17 protein-coding genes and 1 pseudogene are annotated in these 21,294 nt (G+C 58.2%); 14 read left to right on the forward strand and 4 right to left on the reverse strand.

Annotated features, from left to right (window positions below; translation table 11 throughout):
• The first annotated feature begins 50 nt into the window (after positions 1-50).
• From ACRCJM_RS09270 to ACRCJM_RS09285, 4 genes are all read left to right on the forward strand, one after another.
• Positions 51-1,478, forward strand: coding sequence for a flippase (locus ACRCJM_RS09270; RefSeq protein WP_431464696.1), 1,428 nt, complete (start codon positions 51-53; stop codon positions 1,476-1,478).
• A 12-nt stretch (positions 1,479-1,490) separates the two neighbouring features.
• A complete protein-coding gene (locus ACRCJM_RS09275) occupies positions 1,491-2,369 on the forward strand; it encodes a glycosyltransferase family A protein (RefSeq protein WP_237222244.1) in 879 nt (292 codons plus the stop codon).
• Positions 2,370-2,384: 15 nt separating this feature from the next.
• Positions 2,385-3,398 (forward strand): hypothetical protein, encoded by a 1,014-nt coding sequence (locus ACRCJM_RS09280; protein ID WP_431464697.1) that lies wholly within the window; start codon positions 2,385-2,387, stop codon positions 3,396-3,398.
• Between the two features lie 80 nt (positions 3,399-3,478).
• On the forward strand, positions 3,479-5,608 hold the full coding sequence (locus ACRCJM_RS09285; RefSeq protein ID WP_431464698.1) for an acyltransferase family protein: 2,130 nt from the start codon (positions 3,479-3,481) through the stop codon (positions 5,606-5,608).
• A 49-nt stretch (positions 5,609-5,657) separates the two neighbouring features.
• On the opposite strand, the gene ACRCJM_RS09290 is transcribed toward ACRCJM_RS09285, so the two are convergent.
• The 3 genes and pseudogenes from ACRCJM_RS09290 to ACRCJM_RS09300 all read right to left on the reverse strand — a co-directional run.
• Complete coding sequence (locus ACRCJM_RS09290; RefSeq protein ID WP_431464699.1) at positions 5,658-6,602, reverse strand: hypothetical protein; 945 nt, start codon at positions 6,600-6,602, stop codon at positions 5,658-5,660.
• Positions 6,559-7,020: a putative Ig domain-containing protein gene (locus tag ACRCJM_RS09295; RefSeq protein ID WP_431464721.1), complete on the reverse strand. Its 462-nt coding sequence runs from the start codon at positions 7,018-7,020 to the stop codon at positions 6,559-6,561. The genes ACRCJM_RS09290 and ACRCJM_RS09295 overlap by 44 nt, the downstream gene beginning before the upstream one ends.
• 123 nt (positions 7,021-7,143) lie before the next feature.
• Positions 7,144-7,542 (reverse strand): annotated as a pseudogene (locus ACRCJM_RS09300) (Rib/alpha-like domain-containing protein); the annotation flags it as partial.
• A gap of 209 nt (positions 7,543-7,751) precedes the next feature.
• Here ACRCJM_RS09300 and ACRCJM_RS09305 point away from each other — a divergent pair.
• Positions 7,752-9,083 carry a M16 family metallopeptidase gene (locus tag ACRCJM_RS09305; protein ID WP_431464700.1) on the forward strand — a complete coding sequence of 444 codons (1,332 nt, stop codon included), beginning with the start codon at positions 7,752-7,754 and terminating at the stop codon, positions 9,081-9,083.
• Between the two features lie 61 nt (positions 9,084-9,144).
• On the opposite strand, the gene ACRCJM_RS09310 is transcribed toward ACRCJM_RS09305, so the two are convergent.
• The gene (locus ACRCJM_RS09310) at positions 9,145-11,121 is read right to left on the reverse strand and encodes an acyltransferase family protein (RefSeq protein ID WP_431464701.1); all 1,977 of its coding nucleotides are present in this window, start codon (positions 11,119-11,121) and stop codon (positions 9,145-9,147) included.
• A gap of 338 nt (positions 11,122-11,459) precedes the next feature.
• Between ACRCJM_RS09310 and dapB the strand changes: the two genes are divergently transcribed.
• From dapB to ACRCJM_RS09355, 9 genes are all read left to right on the forward strand, one after another.
• A complete protein-coding gene (gene dapB, locus ACRCJM_RS09315) occupies positions 11,460-12,215 on the forward strand; it encodes a 4-hydroxy-tetrahydrodipicolinate reductase (protein ID WP_237242819.1) in 756 nt (251 codons plus the stop codon).
• A gap of 3 nt (positions 12,216-12,218) precedes the next feature.
• Positions 12,219-12,824, forward strand: coding sequence for a hypothetical protein (locus ACRCJM_RS09320; protein ID WP_431464702.1), 606 nt, complete (start codon positions 12,219-12,221; stop codon positions 12,822-12,824).
• Positions 12,825-12,919: 95 nt separating this feature from the next.
• The gene (gene dapA / locus ACRCJM_RS09325) at positions 12,920-13,852 is read left to right on the forward strand and encodes a 4-hydroxy-tetrahydrodipicolinate synthase (protein ID WP_431464703.1); all 933 of its coding nucleotides are present in this window, start codon (positions 12,920-12,922) and stop codon (positions 13,850-13,852) included.
• A gap of 103 nt (positions 13,853-13,955) precedes the next feature.
• Complete coding sequence (locus ACRCJM_RS09330; protein WP_237186852.1) at positions 13,956-15,671, forward strand: ribonuclease J; 1,716 nt, start codon at positions 13,956-13,958, stop codon at positions 15,669-15,671.
• Positions 15,672-15,758: 87 nt separating this feature from the next.
• Complete coding sequence (locus ACRCJM_RS09335) at positions 15,759-19,052, forward strand: DNA translocase FtsK (protein ID WP_431464704.1); 3,294 nt, start codon at positions 15,759-15,761, stop codon at positions 19,050-19,052.
• Between the two features lie 81 nt (positions 19,053-19,133).
• A complete protein-coding gene (pgsA, locus tag ACRCJM_RS09340) occupies positions 19,134-19,736 on the forward strand; it encodes a CDP-diacylglycerol--glycerol-3-phosphate 3-phosphatidyltransferase (protein WP_431464705.1) in 603 nt (200 codons plus the stop codon).
• A gap of 6 nt (positions 19,737-19,742) precedes the next feature.
• The gene (locus tag ACRCJM_RS09345; RefSeq protein WP_431464706.1) at positions 19,743-20,285 is read left to right on the forward strand and encodes a CinA family protein; all 543 of its coding nucleotides are present in this window, start codon (positions 19,743-19,745) and stop codon (positions 20,283-20,285) included.
• Positions 20,286-20,489: 204 nt separating this feature from the next.
• On the forward strand, positions 20,490-20,939 hold the full coding sequence (locus ACRCJM_RS09350) for a helix-turn-helix domain-containing protein (RefSeq protein ID WP_237186848.1): 450 nt from the start codon (positions 20,490-20,492) through the stop codon (positions 20,937-20,939).
• A 102-nt stretch (positions 20,940-21,041) separates the two neighbouring features.
• Complete coding sequence (locus ACRCJM_RS09355) at positions 21,042-21,263, forward strand: DUF3046 domain-containing protein (protein ID WP_185173269.1); 222 nt, start codon at positions 21,042-21,044, stop codon at positions 21,261-21,263.
• Positions 21,264-21,294: the final 31 nt, after the last annotated feature.

Here is a 21,294-nt window from a genome sequence, read left to right on the forward strand (position 1 = left end):
GACGTACCTCCCACCCCTGTGCTATACCGATCGGGTACGAAGAAAGACCTATGGCTAAAAAATACCAACCGAGGCATTTGGCAACCGACTTCACGGAAAAATATGAGAGCCACACCGTTGAAGAGCCAACTCAGGGCACCCCCCAGCCGAGTGTGCGTAAAAGCATGTTTTACTCGCTGCTGGGTAACCTCATCGCGCCTATAGCTGGTCTTGCCATTGCACCTATTCTTTCTAACTCTTTAGGCGATGCAGGGCGCGGTGCACTGGGCGGCATCACATCCTTAGTGCTTGTAGCGACTGCAGTTGGTGCATTTGGTATGCCAGAAGCACTGACCTTTCACGCTGCACGGTTCGTGAGACGTACCGGGTCGGTTCTGAGACTCGTTGTAGGCGTACTGGTGCTTTTGGGCGCTGTATGCGCAGGCATTATTTATGTGCTTGCGCCTTACCTGGCCGCAGATCATGGCCCCTGGTATGCGCAACTTGTTGTTCTCACCGCACTAGCTGTTGTGCCCAACATGCTGATCCTTATTCCGCGTGCTCTCGTAGCAGCTACTCATCAGTGGCACCTCCAAGCACTTGAACAGGGGCTATTCTCGCTGCTCCGCCTTGGCGCTATTCTTGTGCTGCTGTGGACGGGTAACCTCACCGTTCTTAGCGCCGTTATTGTTACTCTAGTGACCCCAGTACTTGGCGCTCTTGTATACATGCCCATGCTAGTGAAGATTCACCAGCAGAAGTACCGCTACTCGGGCGAAAAACAGCCAGTAGGGGAGGCCCTGGGGTACGGCGGCAAGGTCTGGTTTGGCTCCCTTTCTGGGATTGTGCTTTCACGTATTGACCAGACCCTCATGATTAAGCTGACCACTCTTCAAGAGCAGGGCCTCTACGCTGTAGCGGTGACTATCGGCGAAGTACCTTCGGTTATCTCAAACGCTATTCGTAACGTAGTTTTTGCCTTAGACTCACGTGATAGCGGCGATGAAGATAGCGCAGCGGCAGCCGATCAACGTTTGACCATGACTGCCCGGGTTACCACCCTCATTACACTCCTTATCTCACTCCCGATTGCTTTGACAGCTCAGTGGTGGATTGGCCCTATCTTCGGCCAAGAATTTGAAGCAGCAGTACCTATGACCTGGGTTCTGCTAGGAGCCGCGGTCATTGGGTCGGCAGGGTCCGTAGCGGGCGCTGGCCTCTCAGGGCGCGGCCACCCCGATCTGCGTAGCTGGTCTATGGCTATCGGCGCAGTGTTTAACCTGCTTGTGCTTATAACCCTCACCCCGCATATTGGAGGTATGGGTGCAGCGCTATCGACCTTGGTAGGTAGCGGTCTAGCTGGTTTCAGCAACATTGTTTTCTTGAAACTCAAGTTTGGGTTCAAGATTCATGAATTTTATGTCGCACGAGGAGCAGACCTTGCTCTTCTCGGACGAGCAGCTCGAGCAGTGCTGCGCAAAGCAAAGATTATGAAGTAGAAAGAAATACACATGGTTTCGATGGATCTAACCTACAGCCGACCGGTAAAAATTATTCTCAAATCAGCAGCGATGGGGCGGCTTCGCGCTCTCAACGCTGTGAGCAAGAAGAGTATTGTGGGCAAAGCCCCGATTACTCTGTCGCTCACTTCGTACGCAGACCGCCTGAAAACAGTGTGGTACACCATCGAATCATTGGCTCAGGGGTCGGTCTTGCCCGCGCGGTTTATTCTTTGGGTTGATGAAGAAGACTTTTCTGTCGACAACTACCCCGAGCTAAAACGACTGCAGAACCGCGGCCTTGAGATTCGGTTTACGAAGAACTACGGCCCGCACAAGAAAGCCTACCCCTACTGCCTTGAGACCGGGGGAGAAGAAAACCTTCTGGTCACCGCAGATGACGATATTCTTTACCCTAAGAACTGGCTACGCTACCTGAATGAAGCTGCCGCCCAGTACCCGGGTGAATTTCTGGGCTACCGTACGCACCGTTTCACTTTGGATGCCCAGGGTAAGGTTGCGCCCTACAAACAGTGGGTATACGGTTCGGTGAACGATGCACTGTACTCAAACTTCATCACAACAGGTGCAGGCACTATCTTCCCTGCAGCCCTGCAGAAAGCTCTTAAAGAGGCTGGCGAAGACTTCCTTGAAAAGAGTCCGAAGGCAGACGATATCTGGGTCAACGTTATTGCCCTGCGTAATGGCTTGAAGGCACGCAAAATTGACCACAGGGGAATGACCTTTATTTCTATTCCTCGTACCCAGAAGAATGCTCTGCACCACCAGAACGTTGCTGAAAATCTGAATGATAAGCAGCTGGCTGCAAGCATCACTCAGCATGAAATTGATCTGATTGCACAGGACGCACCGCGCGTCTCAGAAAACTAGAAGGGGGACCTCAGCATGACTACAAAATTTTCACGTCGTCTTTTCCTATCGGGTCTTTCTGCCGGTACTGTCGCTGGCTTCTCTGCCTGTGGCCAGGAGAAAATCGAACGAATTGTGCCTACTGAAACCGCTACAGCGGCTACTTCAAGTGCAGCTGCATCAGGCTCGGACCCGCGGAAATGGTCACATTATGGCGACTCATTTACTGCTTCTGGCCTACTTGCACAGGAGCTTGAAGCACTTACGGGATACACTCATATATCTGCTGGAGTAGCTGGCGATACCTCTATGGCTGGTGCATTTAGAGCTGGCGCTTTAGAACTTGAAGTAGGATTTGAGAATAATCTGATTCCTGCTGAGGAACCAGCCTTAGTTACTGCTATGAGTATAGAGCCTAACCCAATTGCAGCCAACTACTGGCATTATCCTTGTGAGGTTCTGGGAGTTAATGGGTACCTTATGCGTGAGTATGGTGTACTAGAAACATATTTTTACCGTGATTCTCCCGGCAATGAAATTCACGCAGATCCTATGAACGCTGTATACCTAGACCCGGCTACGCCTACTAACACTTTGACCGAGGGAACCCGCGGGAAATATTCACTTATTGTAGGTTTTGGTCGTAACGATATTGATACAAGAGTTACTAGTGAGCAAACTGTCCAGTATATTCGCGATATTCTAGAAACAAATACAGATACCGGTGCGCGACACCTGGTATGGGATGTTCCACCGTGGGTTTCAGAACCTATAGGCTCAGAGGCTCGCCAGCCAGTGGATGAGATTAACTCTCTACTTGAAGAATCTTTTGGTGAAATTTTTATTAAACCTGTGAGATGGATTATTGAAAACCCGGTTGAAGCGTTTAACGCAGCTAAGATTGGTATGACTGAAAGAGATCAAACTGATATTGATAATGGAGTAATTCCGGAGTCATTTAGAATTGACGATATGGGGCATTTTAATGAAGCAGGCGCTCGGGCATGGGCGCATGCCGTTTATCAAGAAATCAAGAAACGCGGCTGGTAAACCCTCTTCTTTATCGATTTAACAATTTTTCCTGGGGGGGGGGGTAGCACCCCTCTCAAGGTTTACATGGCAAGGGAACCATGAATACAGCTACCACATCACACGCTTATCGGCACCGAGCAGCCGGAACGCAACGAGCTGACATCCAGGGCCTACGCGCTGTCGCCGTTATCCTCGTTATCGCTCAGCACTTTTGGAACCTTCCCCAAGGCGGGTTCATCGGCGTCGATATCTTCTTCGTGCTCTCGGGCTTCCTCATTTCAGGAATTATCCTGCGAGATATCCAGCAGCACGGGCGAGTACGCCTACCTCGTTTTTATGCGCGCCGTCTACGCCGCATCATGCCCGTGGCACTCTTCGTCTCGTTAATTACAGTAGCTCTTGCCTGGTTTACCTGGTTCACACCCCAAGCTCTGCAATACACGCTCGACGCTATCTGGTCTAACCTCTGGGTCGCCAACTGGCATTTTGCCGGGGCAGGGACAGACTACCTGGCCCACTCAGCGAACCCCTCCCCCTTCCAGCATTACTGGTCGCTATCAGTAGAAGAACAGTTTTATGTAGCCTGGCCGCTAGCGCTAACCCTGGCCTGGGCACTAGGTAACAAGTTCAAAAAACCAGAACGAGCAATTGACATTGCAATTATCGCAACAATTGTTCTTTCAGCTCTATGGGCAGTACTCTTCACAGACTACCGAGCACAGTGGGCCTACTTCGACACCATTTCAAGAGCCTGCGAGTTCGCGATTGGTGCCCTAGCCGCAAGACTTGGTATGAGAAGAAAATACAGCCCATACCTTGGTGCTGTTGGGCTCGCCTTGCTCGTTATCTCAGCATTCACTATCACCGCAGAGACTCCCTTCCCCGGCCCTTTCGCTCTTGTACCTGCGATTGCAACAGCCTTCGTGCTTCTGCCCCAACAGCAGACCGTTCCCGTAGTTATCGGCCTTGAAAATCCTGTCATGCGCTGGATCGGCGATATCTCATACTCGCTCTATCTGTGGCACTTCCCCGTCCTTATTTTCATGACTACCTGGTTCAGTAACTCTAACCTGGTACTCCTAGGCTGCCTGGCACTAACCTTTGCACTTTCCGCCCTATCTTACTATTTCGTGGAAAACCCCGTCCGCCATTCAAACCTGCTTCGAAGCTGGGAGAAACAAGAGCGAAACCAGCTACCCTCAGCATGGATCAAAGGTGGGAACCTAGTATCGGCAGCCATCCTCGTTGCGATTGCAGCTATGACAGTATGGCAGTTTATGCCCTCAAAATATGCTGTACTTGCGCCTCAAACTATGGCCGTTGAAAGGGCCTCGGCAACAACTACTTACAGCACCATAGAAGAGGCACAGAAGGCAATTACCGATTCAGCGCAAGCAGAATGGAGCAACCAGCTCATTCCTTCGCCCAACCAGCTCACCCAGGAACAGATGGGCGAAGCAATGGCTCCATCAACATCCTGTGCCGTAGGATTCGGAGATACCGAGCTGAAGCTCTGCGAATGGGGTGCAAGCGAAGCATCGGCTGAGCGCACAATACTTGTCATCGGAGACTCAGTGGCAATGGCTTGGACTCCGGCCGTCGTTGCCGCCAGTGAAGCCACAGAACGTGTCATTGCGGCTGGTGTGGGTTCGTGTTCTATCATGTCTATTCGGCAGGAGGCTGATTTTGAAGCAAGCGGATTCGCTGAAAAATGTGCAACCACACGTGAAGCCATGTTTGGTCTCGCTGAAAAGGTGCAGCCAGACCTCATCGTGATTGCGAGCGCAACAGGTGGCTATGAGTATCAGCTCAATGAAGCTGGCCAGATTATTACCGATGCAACTCAAAAGTCAGAGAACTGGGAGCAAGCAACGACTCAGACACTCAAGCAACTTGCAAACTACACCAGCCATATCAGCGTGCTTGGTTCCCCTGCGCTTACCGGTGATCCACGAAGCTGTATGACTAAGACCGGGACAACAGCAGATTGCTCTGCTGAGCTACAAAGCTACCAACAGGAAAAGGAAGCAGCAGAACAGCGTGCTGTAGATGCTGCCGAGTTGGGAACGACCTCGGTGACTCGCTTTGATGCACTTGCAGCAACCTGCGTCAACGGGATGTGCCCTGTGGTTATTGGGGAATATCTGACTCATACAGACCCCACTCATATCACTCAGGCATTTGCTGAAAGCCTGGCACCACTTATCAAACCGGTGCTTCAGCCGTAAAGAGAAGGGGGCAGGGACTAAGGTCCCTGCCCCTTTTACTTATCCGCTTTTAGTGGGATTTGGTCTGACGGCGTGCTGCAACCAGCGCCAGTCCATCTACTAAGACTGAACTTGCCCCAATCAATGACAGAATAGCTAAACTTTCTTCACCTGCTCCGGTACGAGCTAAAGCAGGATACGCTGGCTGCTGAGTAGAAGTAGCACCTGATGAAGCTAACGTAATCTGTGATGAACTCGCTTGGCCTAACGACGCGCCTGCTTGGTTCACCTGGGTAGGGTTCGACGCTGTGGTGGCCTGTTTTACCTGAGGGCTCTGCTCAAACTGACTGTGCGGAGCAGGAGAAACGACAGATAGCTCATGGGCTACTACAAGGGTAGGCTCAGCTGTAGCTATAGTGCTGGGCGTAGCTATAGGTTCTTCAGGAGTTGCTGATTCAACCGGTAACCCGACTGTGGGCTCCTCTGCGGGTACGGGAGCTACAGGGGACTCAGCCGGTGCAAGGCCTAGATTAGGCTCCTCAGAAGGAGCAAGGGTATCAGTATGGTCAGCCGCAGTATCGGGAACCGCAACTTCTGGAGTTTCATCAGAAGAAGGAGCTGAAGGCTCTGCGGAAGGTGCCGGAGTTGCTTCTGATTCAGGCGGGGAAACAACCTTATAGTGTGCTTCGAGATTATCATGTGACCCATCAGGGTAGGTGAGTTGCAGATAGGCTGTATCCGACCAAGGGTTGGTCGACACATGAGCATCAGGGGATATCAGAATCTGAATCTGCCGCCCGTCGTCACTCAGACTAACTGCTGCAATATCAGTGTCTGAGTATCTCAGAGAAAGAGTGGTGCCAGTGGGTAAATCGCCGCCGTTGCCTATGACTACTAAGTTATTGCTGAACGATCCACCCGGAACAATTTTTGTCGCCGAGATTTTCTCTGTAGATACAGAGATAACGTTGCTATACTCCGCTACTTCCACGGTCAGATGGACTTCGCGCTGCACCCCCGTCCTCTCCAACGAAGTTCAGGGGAATCTTGTGGTTGCCGCTCGGCACTCCACCACCGGGGGTAAGTACCACAGAGCCATCGCTGGCAATAGCTACCCACGACGGGGTTTCGGCGGTCGCAGAGAAAACTCCCTGTGCCTTAGACCCGTTAGCAAAAGTAGGAGGAGCCAGCTCTAAGCGGCCATTTGGTTCAACAGAAAGATTCTCTGGATACCACAGACCTTCTTGTCCGGCAGGCTCGGTAACAATAATAGACCCGTCGTACTGCAACTGAACATTGTAGTTACCGTAGCCAGTCACTCGATAGTCATAGCGACCAGGACGAGTTCCTGCCGGGACTGAGCCAGAAATCCACCCTGAGCTAGAAACAGAAATCCATTCGGGGTTTGAATGCTCTCCTAAGTAGAAGGCCACTCCGGGCTCCCAGGGCATCTGTAAATCAAAGGAAGGGAGCTCTTGTCCCCATACAAGTGCGGTGAGGGGGAAATAGTTACCTGTAATATGCGAACTATAGAAGTCATTAATGACCACAATAGCCTGCGATACGGTATCAGCCGATCCGTCAGGGTAAGTAACCAGGACATCTACTGTGTAGGTGCCCGGGTCTACATCGTATGTGGGGGAAACCGAAATATCACCAGCAGGGCCAATAAAAATCCAGCTAGGTGTCCCAGGAGTTGCAGCGAAAGAGGTTCCAAAAGGCAGAGGGAGGCCTGAAGAATCCGTGGGAGCAGCATAGGTTCGCTCATCTGGGACCGCAATAGTATAGGATTCTTCCGCACTATAAAGGGGTGAGTATAGTGATGCTTGGGTCTGGAATTGTGCTGTAATTTCCTGCTCAGCGGTGTCAGCGGCAGCCCGGGGAAGAGCCCAGAGAGGAAATACTGCAACCCCGCAGGATAGTACCGCGGTTGCAATGCAGGAGTGGTGCATCATAAAACCTATGTAGCCTTCTAATAGAAAAGTGTTTTCCTTCTTATCTAATCAAAAAATATTCACAATCATAAATTCAGTGTACGCAGGTATTAATTATTTATATCTATAAAATTCGATCAGATGTTTGCTTTGGGCAGTGCTTCTCTGGGATTTGCACGTCAATATCTGGCATACTAAACAGGTATTCCAGAACAGCAGAAAGCAGGCCCATGCCCGTCCTTCTACCCCTTGAAACCGCTGACCTCACCGACGAGCTCAACTACCGCACTGGCCGTCTCATCTACGCCGGTGGTGGAGGCAATGAAGTGCGCCGCTCCGTGCTGCCGGGCGGCGTCCGCGTCATCACCGAACGCATGCCCTCCCAACGCAGCGTCTCCATCGGCTTCTGGGTAGGGGTGGGCTCACGTGACGAGCAGCCCGGCATGCTGGGTTCCACCCACTTCCTCGAACACCTGCTCTTCAAAGGCACAGAAAGCCGCAGCGCCCTCGATATCGCCCACGCTTTTGACCGGGTAGGCGGCGAATCCAACGCCCTCACCGCCAAAGAACACACCTGCTACTACGCCCGCGTGCTCGATGAAGACACCCCCATGGCCATCGACGTTATCGCCGATATGGTCACTGGAGCCAAGCTCGACCCCGCCCTGCTTGAACAGGAACGCGGCGTCATCCTCGAAGAAATCGCCATGGACCAGGATGATCCCACCGATGTAGCCTTCGAGTCCTTCATTGAACAGCTCATGGGCAGCAACCCCCTGGGGCGCCCTATCGGTGGTACCCCGCAGGAAATTACCGATGTTGCCCGCGATAAGGTCTGGGAACACTACAAGAAGTTTTACACCCCCGACCGCTTGGTCATCTCCGCAGCCGGTAGCCTCAACCACTCAGAGATCGTCAACCTGGTCCTTGACTCTCTGGCTAACCGCGGCTGGGATCTGACCGAAGGTGCCCTACCTGCCCCGCGCCGCGTCCGTCAGCAAAGCCAGATTGTTCCCGGGGCCCGCGAAAAAACCCTCGACAAGGGCTTTGAACAGACCAACATCGTCATGGGCTGCCCCGGTCTCATCGCAGGGGACGAGCGCCGCTACGCCATGAGCGTGCTCAACTCTGCTCTGGGCGGGGGAATGTCCTCCCGTCTCTTCCAGGAAATCCGTGAGAAGCGCGGCTTGGCCTACTCCACGTTCTCCTTCACCGGCTCTTACTCAGACGCCGGCTACTTTGGCATGTACGCGGGTTGCCTTCCTGCCAAGGCCGGGCAGGTGACCGCGCTCATGCGCTCTACCTTCGACGATTTTGTGCGCGACGGTATCACGCAAGAAGAACTTGAGAAGGTCGTTGGGCAGTTGGGAGGTTCCACCGTGCTGGGAAGCGAGGACGCCGGTTCCCGCATGAGCCGCCTGGGCCGGGCAGAGCTGGACTCGGGGAAGTTCCTCTCCATCGACGAACTCCTCGACGGTGTGCGGTCAGTGACGCTAGATCAGGTCAACGACCTGGCCCGCTATCTGGCCAGCCAGGAGTGGGTCACCACCATCGTCAAGTAAAAAACAGCAGGGGCACCCGCCGACATAGCGGGTGCCCCTGCTGTATGTTGATCGCGCCTTATTAGTCGAGGGCCTTCGCCACCGCATCCTTCACGGTTTGAGCGTAGACGGTTAGACCCTCATTCTGAGGGTGCACGCCGTCGGAGACCAGGTATTCGGGGTGGCCCTTGGCGGCGGCCTGCCAGTCGGCTACAAAGACGGTATCTGGATTCTGTGCCGCAAACTCGCGGATGACCTGGTTGGACGGTTCGATCCAGGTCAGGTTCGCCGGGCCCATACCGGTTACCAGCACAATCTTGCGCTCACCATTCGGTGACACTGAAGCCTTGAGCTGTTCAAGCTGGTCGAACGTAAAAGTGGAGTTAGCGGTCACCGAGAGCACTAGCACCTCGCGCATCTGCCCCGAATCTAGGAGCTGCTCAACAACGGGGAGGGCCGCAGAGCTAGTGCGGGAGACTTCGGCGTTGACCAGGGCCTGGGGCAGGGCTTCCCCCAGGGCAATGGAAGAAGCCAGGGTGACGGAGTCGCCCACAATCGTTACCTCCTGGGAACCGTCCACGGCGGCTGCCGATGGAGCGGAACCGGTGGGGGAGGGGGTGGCGCTTTCTGACGGTTGGCCGGATGTGCTGGGTTCTGCTGAGGCGCTGGGGTCGGCTGAAGCGGTAGGGGCGGCAGAAGCGCTGCTGGGTTGGGGAGCCGGTGCGGATGCCTGCGCATAGTTGGCACCGGCAGCCACCACAGCTTCGGCTTCGGTCATAGCCGGTGCGGTGCGTACAGCAAAAACGGTGGCAATGAGGGTGGCTCCGGCCAGGACGGCTGCGCCAAGGGGCAGAGCCCGGCCAGCGGGTGCAAGCATGGCAGAGAACCAGGTAGAGAGCGCCCCACGGAAGCCCAGCGTGCGCACGGGCTGCTCCACATACATGTAGGAGAGCCCTGCAACGATTAGAGTCAGAAGTAGCACGCCAAAGTTCACCCAGGGGGAGCGTGCTGCCCCAAAGGTGTAGTGGGCCAGCACCATCAGGGGCCAGTGCCATAGGTAGATGCCGTAGGAACGCTGACCGATCCAGCGCAGGGGAGCCAGTGACAAGATCCCCCGAAATAGCCCGGAGGTGCCGCCACGGACGTCCGGAAGCAGAGCCTGAATCATGCCCATACCCAAAAGGGAACCCACCAGCAGCCCCCAGGGCATCAGCCAGGAGCTGTGGTCTGACAGGGTCAAAGCATAGGGAACCACCGCAGCTAAACAGGCCCAGCCCACCAGCTGGCGGAGCCAGCCCCAGATACCGTTGCCATAACCTACAAGGGGGTAAAGCCGGTCGTCAACGGGCGGGTACATGGACCAGGGAATCATCATGGCCAGTAGCACGCCCAGCATGAGCCCGTAGAGGTGGGTATCGGTGCCGTAGTAGAGGCGGGTGCTAGAGGCACCCAGTAGGCCTAACGTAAGCGCTGCCAGCACGGAAAGAAGCCCCAGGACGCCCGGTACCAGGGCCCGCTGCCACCATTTGGCAGTAAACATAAAGACAAAGACCATGGCCACAGGCCAGAAGAGGTAGAACTGCTCTTCAACCGCCAGCGACCAGAAATTGGTCATGAGCTCAGGGGAGGTCTGAGTGAAATAGTCGTTGCCGGCCCAGATCAGCAGCCAGTTTGACGAGTAGGTAAAGGCACCAAGAATCTGACGGCCCAACCCCACCTGGGCGTCCCCACCCACCAGCAGGGCCAAGGACCCCACCACCAGCGTCAGCAGGGCAAAAGCCGGTACCAGGCGGCGCAGACGCCGAACCCAGAAAGAGACAATATCCATCTTGCCGGTATAGGCGCCCTCACGCAGTAGCAGAGCGGTAATCAGGTAGCCCGAGATGACGAAGAAGATATCAACGCCAATCATGCCCCCGGGTAGATACTGGGGCCACAGATGGTAGACCAGCACCAGCAAGACCGCGATAGCGCGGATGCCATCAAGACCGCGCAAGACGAAGCGTCGCTGCCCCTCATGGGGGTGCACGGCGGAGTAAAAAACGTGGTCGTCTTTCATAGTTCCCTTGGGTTGGTGAGCTGGGGTGCAGGCGCACCTTTCTAGTGTAAGAGTTGGTCGGGTTTTCTTGCGTCGCACCCGCCGGGTAGTTTTTGCAACAGGCAAGCCAAGGGCGGTTCCGGATGCTGAAATATCCCGGTCTGGCCGTGGATGTTCTCGCAGGTGACATAGCCTTTGGATGCGGTAAGGCGTGCGGTGAGGCTATCCCGTTCGCTAGAGTAGTGTGATGTGGCTTGTTGATGCGATACAGGTGCCAGCCGGTGCTATGCGTGTGAGCGAGTACTGCCAGGTGTCACCCGGCACCCGTAACATCAACGTACTAAAGGGGTAAAGAAGGTATGAGCAAGATTTGGAAGGTAGCTGTTGTCGGCGCCGCAGGACGTATGGGCTCAGAAGCGGTCAAGGCCGTCAACACCGCAGAAGACATGGACCTGGTAGCTGCCCTGGGCAACGGAGACTCCCTAGATCTCTTAGTCGAGTACGGCGCGGACGTCATGATTGACCTGACCGTCCCCTCCGCCACCGAAGCCAACGTACGCTTTGCCGTTGAACACGGTATTCACGCGGTGGTTGGCACCACCGGCTGGAACGAAGAGCGCCTAGCCTCCCTCGAAGCCCTGCTTGCCGAGCATCCTCAGGTGGGCGTACTCATCGCCCCCAACTTCGCCATCGGCTCCATCCTGGCTACCGAATTTGCCGCTAAGGCAGCAAAATTCTTCGAGTCAGTAGAAGTCATCGAAATGCACCACCCCAACAAGGTCGATGCGCCCTCGGGCACCGCCGTCCACACCGCCCAGAAAATTGCTGCTGCCCGGGCCGAAGCCGGGGTGCCTGCCTCACCTGATGCCACCGAAACCGATGAGGGCGGCTCCCGCGGCGCTAAGGTTGCCGGCGTCAACGTACACGCCGTCCGCCTGCGCGGCCTCACCGCCCACCAAGAAATCCTGCTCGGTGACGCCGGCCAGCAGCTGGTCATCCGCCACGACTCCTTCGATCGCACCAGCTTCATGCCCGGCGTCCTGCTGGGCGTCCGCCAGGTCGAACAGCACCCCGGCCTGACCGTGGGCCTTGATCGCTATCTCAACCTGGACTAACCCATGACCTTGCTGCGGGCCTTCACCGCCGGAGCTATTACCCTGGCCGTCCTCACCGTACTGATTTTGCCCCTACCCCTGGGCACCCGCCTCTTCCTGCTGGCAGTAGGCGTGTTCTGCGCGGTCTTCATCGCGGTGGACGCCGGTGGGCGAGGAAAAGCCTTCGCCGCCCTGGTGACGGTAGCCCTTAGCCTCTACCTGGTGCTCACAGCCCAAAGAGGCTTTATCTTCCTGCAGAACGCGGGGGCACTAGGTGCCCTGCTGGGTGGGGCCCTCATCGTCCTACCCGTCCTGGGTGCCTGGGCCATGATCCGCGAAATCATCTTCGGCTCCCGCACCCAAGCCCTGGGACAGGAACTCGCCGCAGCGGGGGAGCTACCCGAAGATACCCTGCCCCGCACCGAAGCAGGCCGCATCGACCGCGCAGTAGCCGACGCACAGTTCACCCACTACGCCACAGCCACCGAGAAAGACCCCACCAGCTGGAAAAATTGGTTCCGTCTCTCCCTGGCCTACGACGCCTCCGGCGACCGAAAACGCGCCCGCAAAGCCATGCGCACCGCCATAGCCCTGCACCGAGGCAAAAACCCCACCCAGGTCACCATCTAAAGCCAGGCTGCCCACCGGCGTCCGCCCCGGAGTAGCGCCAGCCTTTAATCAAACTCACCCCACCCCGCCCAGCCAGATAAGGTAACGTAGTAGATATGTCTGAGACCGCACAGCACACCCCAGCCATAGCAGAACCCATCTTCGGGCGCCTGCTCACCGCCATGGTCACCCCCTTCACCGCACAGGGAGAGGTCGACGAGCAGGCAACCGCCGCGCTCGCCACCAACCTGGTTGACCGCGGCCACGACGGTCTCATCGTCTGCGGCACCACCGGCGAATACTCCACCATGACCGATGAGGAAAACGAAAACGTCTTCCGCATCGTCAAGGAAGCCGTGGGCGACCGCGCCAAGATTGTAGCGGGTGTAGGCTCCAATGACACCGCCCACACCCTCCACCTGGCCTCCCGCGCCGAAGCTGTGGGTGTCGACGGTCTGCTCGTGGTCACCCCCTACTACAACAAGCCCACCCAGACCGGTCTTGAAGCCCACTTCCGCACTGTCGCTGACGCGGTTAAGACCCCCGTCATGCTCTACGACATCCCCGGCCGCACCGGTACCCCCATTACCCCGGCCGTCTACCGTGCCCTGGCAGACCACGAAAACATCGTGGCAGTCAAGGACGCCAAGGCCGACTTCACCGCTGCCACCGAGGTCATGGAAACCACCGACCTGGACTACTACTCAGGCGACGATGGCCTGACCCTGCCCTGGCTGGCTATGGGAGCCGTCGGCCTGGTCGGCGTCACCTCCCACGTAGCCCCCGAACACTTCCGCCAGCTCATCGACGCAACCATCGCCGGCGACCTGGCAACCGCCCAGAAACTGCACCTCGACCTGGCCCCGGTCGTCCGCGCCGCTATGAGCCGCGTACCCGGCTGTGTTGCCGCCAAGCAGATTCTCACCTGGCAGGGCATCCTCGACTCAGCCACCGTGCGCCTGCCGCACGTGCTGGCCACCGACGAAGAAGCCGCACAGATGCGCTCCGACCTCGAAGGCTCCGTCATCGCCTCAACCCTGGTCAAGTAAAAACGTACTGCGGGTACCCGGCGGGCCCACCCAAAATCAGGAAGATTTTGGGTGGCCCGCTTTGCCCGTATTCAGAAAAGAAAAGATAGAAGAAAGAGAAACTATGCAAACAGTTGAAAGCCCGCACCTTCCCCCCAAACTCAAAAAAGACACCCTGCGCGTTGTGCCGCTGGGCGGTCTCGGCGAAGTTGGCCGTAACATGACCGTCTACGAAATCAACGGCAAACTGCTCGTGGTCGACTGCGGCGTGCTCTTCCCCGAAGAGTCCCAGCCCGGCGTAGACCTGATCCTGCCCGACCTCAACTACATCAAGGACCGCCTGCAGGACATCGTGGCGATCGTGCTGACCCACGGCCATGAGGACCACATCGGCGCTGTACCCTACCTGCTGCGTATGCGCCCCGATATTCCCCTGGTGGGCTCCCAGCTGACCCTGGCCCTGGTCGAAGCTAAGCTCCAGGAACACCGCATCAAGCCCTACACCATGGACGTTGTTGAAGGCCAGGTTGAGCGCTTCGGCCCCTTCGAATGTGAATTCGTAGCCGTTAACCACTCCATCCCCGATGCCCTGGCAGTCTTCATCCGCACCAAGGCGGGCAAGGTCCTGCACACCGGCGACTTCAAGATGGACCAGCTGCCCCTGGACGGCCGCATCACCGACCTGCGTCACTTCGCCCGCCTGGGTGAAGAGGGAATCGACCTCTTCCTGCCCGACTCCACCAACGCTGAGGTTCCCGGCTTTACCCCGACCGAAAAGAACATCGGCCCGGTCATCTCCAACGTTATGCGCGATGCTAAGCGCCGCGTCATCGTTGCTTCATTCTCCTCACACGTGCACCGCGTCCAGCAGGTGCTCGATGCAGCTGCTGAACGCGGCCGCAAGGTGGTCCTGGTCGGCCGCTCCATGGTACGCAACATGACCATTGCAGAGAAGCTGGGCTACCTGAATGTACCCGAAGGTATTCTGGTTGACCTCAAGAAGGTCGATGACTACCGCCCCGAGCAGATTGTCATGATGTGCACCGGCTCCCAGGGTGAGCCCATGGCGGCTCTCTCCCGTATGGCTAACGGCGACCACAAGATTCAGGTCGAAAAGGGCGACACCATTATCCTGGCCTCATCCCTGATTCCCGGTAACGAAACTTCTGTCTACCGCGTGATCAACGGCCTGATGAAGCTGGGCGCCAACGTGGTTCACAAGGGCAACGCTAAGGTACACGTCTCAGGCCACGCCGCTGCCGGTGAGCTGCTTTACTGCTACAACATCCTGCAGCCCAAGAACGTCATGCCTGTGCACGGCGAAGTACGCCACCTGCTGGCCTCAGGCAAGCTGGCTATCGAAACCGGAATCAAGAGCGATCGGGTGATCATCGGTGACTCCGGAACCGTCGTCGATTTGCGCGACGGCCGCGCTGACATTGTCGGTCAGGTACCCTGCGAATATGTCTACGTTGACGGTAAGTCTGTAGGTCACGTTACCGAAGATGACCTCAAGGACCGCCGCGTCCTGGGCGAAGAAGGCTTCGTCTCTATCGTCACCGTAGTTGACCGCGCCACCAAGCGCGTGGTCACCGGGCCCGACATCCATGCCCGCGGTATCGCCGAAAATGATTCCGTCTTCGACGACATTACCCCCAAGATCACCGCAGCTCTTGAGGACGCCCTGCACCGGGCTCCTGAGCGCGTGCACACCACGCATCAGCTGCAGCAGATCGTCCGCCGCACCATGGGGGCTTGGGTAGCCCGCCGCTTGCGCCGCAAGCCCATGATTGTGCCCGTGGTCATCGAGACCCACACCCCCGAGGCTGACGGCAACTAGCAACCTCTGAGCATACCCGGCGGCAGTTTTACCTGCCGCCGGGTAAGCTATTTAAACGCAACCGATCATCAAGCAGTATTGGGAAGAATGGCTCCGCGAAAGTCTGCATCGAGTAAATCAGCCCCCCGCGCCGCGGGGAGTCGCTCCAAGACGTCCTCACGTCGCTCAACCTCAGCTCAAGGTAGAAGCCGGAAGGCCTCGTCAGCACCCCCACAGGAAAGTAACGCCTTTGTGCGTGCCCTGGTCGGAGCCTGGCAGGCCCTGGCCTTCACCGTGGGCGGTGCCGTACGCCGAATGGGTGAGCTCCGCACCGATATTGAACTCCACGAACGCCGCGACGGCGGTGCCCTGCTGGTGCTGGCTATCGGCCTGCTGACAGCCGGGGTGGAATGGTGGGGCTGGCGGGCTGACCCCGCGAACCTGGCCTGGTACGAGTGGCCCCTGCACCTGTGGCACATCGCTGTGGGCGGTCTCTTCGGCCAAGGCTCCCTGCTCATTCCTATCCTCTGCCTGATTTTCGCTATCCGTATCTTCCGTCACCCGCTGGAGGTGCGGGCTAACAACCGCATTGCGATTGGCTTTACTATCATGACGGTCTCTGCCTCGATGATGGGGGCCAAAGTTGCAGGCTACCCCTCTTTCTCATCGAGTTTTGATGAATTCTGGGGCGGCGGCGGTACCGTTGGCGTGCTGATTGGCACCCCCGCCAGCCGTATCGTAGGCGGCGTGAATGTGCTGGAATGGCTCTTGATTGCCCTGGTTTTCCTGGCCGGTCTGCTGGTGGCCACCGATACGCCCCTGCGCCAGATTTGGCCCAAGATCGTGCATATTTTCGGTCTGATGCTGGGGGAGAAGCCCCACGGTTCGGTCGCTGATGCCGGGCGTCCTTCCCGTGCCTCCCGTTCTCAGGACAAGGCTGAAACTCGCGTGCTAGAGGGCGAACACGACCGCTCCTATCTCTACGAGGACGCCCCCGCCCCGGCTCCCCGCCGTCGCGGTGGCTTACTGGGCTGGTTGGGCTTTGGCCCCCGTCCCGTGAGCGACCGCAGGTTAGACCGCTACGAGGCGGACGAGGCCTACCAAACCGCTGTGATTGATGACGGCTCCGAGGCTGACCCCGAGACCGCCCGCGTTGAGCAGGTGCCCCCGGCACCCCGCCGTGCCACCCAGACATCAAGCCGACCTGTTGAGGCCTTTGACGTAGAAGCACCCCGCAAGCAGACCCGCCGCGAGAAGAAAGCGGCGGCTAAGGCTGCCAAGAAGCAGGCCCAGCTCTTTGACCAGGGCCTGTGGGAGAGCGAGGACGAGCTTTCGGCCAGCTACGCCGGCGAAGACCGTTCGGACGCCCCGGCCCAGCGCCTCGACCAGGCCCGCCAGGCTGCCGCCGAGCACGGCTACCGCCCCGAACCCGCCGATAGGTCTAACGACGACTTTGCGACCGAGACTGCTTCAGCTCAGCCTGCCGCTCGCCAGACCGCTACTCCTTCTTCGGCCCCTGCTCCTGCTGTGCCCCGCCCCGGTCAGGGCAGCTCTTCTGCCACCTCGCTGGGCGCTGCCCTGACCGGAGCTGCTGCTGGGTCAGCCGCTGCTGGTGCCACTTCGTCAGCCAAGGCATCTGCCCCCCAGCCTGCTACCGCAGGTTCCGGGCAGGTACCCGCGGCGACTCGTCCTGCTGCTGACCGCCCTGTTGCAGAGCGCCCGTCCGCCCGACTGCAAAACAACACCGTGGCAGAACGAACCGAGCAGCCCCGCGGCGAGCTGGTCGTGGAATCCTCCACAGGCTCCTACACCCTGCCCACCGAATCCATGCTTGAGGCCGGCCCACCCGCCAAGGAAAGCTCCGAAGCCAACGAGCAGGTGGTCGATGCCCTGACCAACGTGCTCCAGCAGTTCAACGTTGACGCCGAGGTCACCGGCTTCTCCCGCGGCCCCACCGTCACCCGCTACGAGATTGAGCTGGGCCCCGGCACCAAGGTGGAACGCGTCACCGCCCTGTCCAAGAACATTGCCTACGCCGTGGCGTCTGCCGACGTTCGCATTCTCTCGCCCATTCCGGGTAAGAGCGCTATCGGTATCGAAATTCCCAATACCGACCGCGAAATCGTGGTGCTGGGCGATGTGCTGCGCTCGGCTAAGGCCCACGCTACCGACCACCCCATGGTCATGGGCGTGGGTAAGGATGTCGAGGGCGGCTTCGTCATTGCTAACCTGGCTAAGATGCCCCACATGCTGGTGGCAGGTGCTACCGGCGCCGGTAAATCCTCGTTCGTGAACTCCATGATTACCTCGATCCTGATGCGCTCAACCCCCGATCAGGTGCGCCTGATTATGGTTGACCCCAAGCGCGTGGAGCTCACCGCCTACGAGGGGATTCCCCACCTGATTACCCCCATCATCACCAACCCCAAGAAGGCCGCCGAGGCCCTGCAGTGGGTGGTGCGAGAGATGGACGCCCGCTACGACGACCTTGCCCACTACGGCTACAAGCACGTGGACGACTTCAACAAGGCCGTCAAGGCTGGCAAGATTCAGCCTGAGCCAGGTTCCAAGCGCCAGATTAAGGCCTACCCCTATCTGCTGGTGATCGTGGACGAGCTTGCCGACCTGATGATGGTTGCCCCGCGTGATGTGGAAGAGTCCATCGTCCGTATCACTCAGCTGGCCCGCGCCGCCGGTATTCACCTGGTGCTGGCGACCCAGCGTCCGTCCGTTGACGTGGTCACCGGCCTGATTAAGGCCAACGTGCCCTCCCGCATGGCCTTTGCGACCTCGTCAGTGACCGACTCACGCGTGGTGCTCGACCAGCCTGGCGCCGAGAAACTGATCGGCCAGGGTGATGCCCTCTTCCTGCCCATGGGCGCGTCGAAGCCCATGCGTGTGCAGGGCGCCTGGGTGGGCGAATCTGAGATTCACGAGGTCGTAGAGCACGTAAAGAAGCAGGCCCCTGCGGTCTACCGCGACGACGTGATCGCCGCTGCCCCCTCCAAGAAGATTGACGACGACATCGGGGACGACCTGGATGACCTGCTGCGGGCAGCCGAGCTGGTGGTCAACACCCAGTTCGGTTCGACCTCCATGCTGCAGCGCAAGCTGCGCGTGGGCTTTGCTAAGGCAGGGCGCCTGATGGACCTGCTCGAATCGCGCGAAGTCGTTGGCCCCTCTGAGGGATCGAAGGCCCGCGACGTGCTGGTCCAGCCCGATGACCTGCCCGCCGTCCTCGCTAAGATTCGGGGTGAAGAGCCCCCGGCCCCTGTAGACAGCGACCCCTACGGCGGGGATCCCGTAGCCCACATGAACGACGGGGTTCCGCAGACCGTTGACTACTACGACGAGGCGGATGCCCCCGACAGCGAGGACGCCTGGAACCTCACCGGCCGCTAGCCGGCCTTCCCCTGCCAGACCCAACCGACGGCGTCCGCCCCGCACACATCGGCGGGGCAATGCCACCCTAAGGAGAAGACCATGGCCGACCAGACCGCAACCGCCTCAAACTGGAACATACCCAATGCGCTGACCGCCCTGCGCATACTGATGGTGCCCCTGTTCGTGTGGGCCCTCTGGGCGGGCGGCCCCCATGGCGAGGCCAGCCTGAGCCTGCGCTGGTGGGCAGCTGCTGTGTTCGTACTGGCAATGATCACCGACTGGCTCGATGGCTACCTGGCCCGCAAGAACAACCTGATTACCAGCTTCGGAAAGATTGCCGACCCCATTGCCGATAAGCTGCTGACCGGTGCCGCCTTCGTGGTGCTGTCTATGTTGGGGGAGCTGTGGTGGTGGGTCACCATCGTCATTCTGGTGCGCGAGTGGGGTATCACGGTGATGCGCCTGTTCATCATCAAGTACGGGGTCATGGCGGCCTCTAAGGGCGGTAAGCTCAAGACCGTGCTGCAGACGGTGGCACTGGTGCTGATGATTCTCCCGCTGGGGCAGCTGGGCTCCTGGGCTCTGTGGCCCGGCTACCTGGTGATGGCCGCTGTGGTGGTTGTGACCGTGGTGACCGGTATCGACTACGTCATCAAGGCCATGCAGCTGCGCCGCGACTACTTCGCGGCTCAGGGGAAGTAGCCCGGCATGGTAGAGACAAGTGCCCAGGACCTTGAGCGCGCAGCTGCCCGCCTGGTTGCCGCTGCGGTAGCTCGCTCAGCCGATGCGGCGCAGAAGGGGGCGGACGCCGGTGCTCAGCTGGCAACGGCAGAGTCCCTGACCGGGGGTATGGTGGGCCAGCTCATCTGCACCGTTCCCGGGGCATCTGCGGTGTACCGGGGTGGCGTTATCTCCTACGCTACCGAGGTCAAAGCCTCAGTGCTGGGGGTACCTGCCGGTTTGCTGGCTGAGCGGGGAGCGGTAGATCCGGACGTCGCAATCGCCATGGCTCAGGGAGCCGCCCGGGTCTGCGAAGCTGATTTCGGCGTAGCCACCACCGGGGCTGCCGGGCCGGAGCCCTGCGATGGCAAACCGGTAGGGCGCGTCTACCTGGCCGTAGCGCACCCGGCGAGCGGGGGCGTCCGCGTGCTTGAAAAAAACTATGCGGGCAACCGGGCAGAAATTCGCGCCCAAGCCGCCCACGATGCCTTGAACCTGCTTGCAGAGTTTCTTGCTGAAACCGCTAAGTAAGCTCCCAGAAAATTTTCAGATGAATTTTTCAGCTAACAGGGAATGAAAACACAGCCCTGTGGGTTTAGATAGATGTAACAAGAAAAAGTCGTAAGTAAACGAAATATTCTTGAGGTCAGCTGACGAAAGCGCGAACATGCGATAGGCTGATAACACCCGCTCCTGATATAACGGGAGCATGACAACCAGGAGATTGGTATAAAAATGACTAAGCAGCCCGTATCCGTGAACGGTGTCGTCCGTTGGAAGGATGTGGGTCAGACTGAGAACGCTGCCCCCGCCCAAGACACCGGTAAAGTAATCCTGCTCCGCCACGCTATCGGCGAAGTTCTGCGCGATGTTCGCCAGCGCCAGGGCCGCACCCTCCGCGAAGTTTCCCACTCAGCCCGAGTGTCACTGGGCTACCTCAGCGAGGTCGAGCGCGGCCAGAAGGAAGCCTCATCAGAGCTGTTGGCTTCCATCTGCCAGGCACTGAACATCTCCCTCTCAGCTATGCTGGCCGAAGTCTCAGCCCGTATGGCTGTTGAAGAAGGCTTCTCGGTACCCGATACCGTGCCCGCTGAATTCTCAGAACAGTTCAAGCGCGAATACGGTATCGCCGCTACCTCAAGCCGCGATATTCCCGCCGTTGAGCGCCCCCTGGCAGCTCGCTAGACGATTCGCTCTCTAGGTAACTAAGAGATGGAGCCGGGCCCCGCAAGGGCTCGGCTCTCTTTGTGTTCTGTGGTGTCTGTGTACTGTGGGGGAAGGAAGAAGATGAAGCTCAGCGAATTTTGGGCGGCGATGGACCATGAGTTTGGTCCGGTCTATGCCCGCCATCTAGCCCGTGATCTGGTGCCCGGGGACTTCGGTGATTTGACGGCCCAGCAAGCCCTGGACGCCGGCGCCAACGTGCGCGAGGTGTGGCTGGCTATTTGCCGGGTGCAGGACGTTCCTGTGGAACGGCAGCTGGGGCCCGATATTGAACCGCGCCCCTAGGCTAGAAAATCGTTCGTACTTAATAGAAAAT

This window comes from Rothia sp. L_38, from assembly GCF_050689125.1.
Classification (GTDB): Bacteria; Actinomycetota; Actinomycetes; order Actinomycetales; family Micrococcaceae; genus Rothia.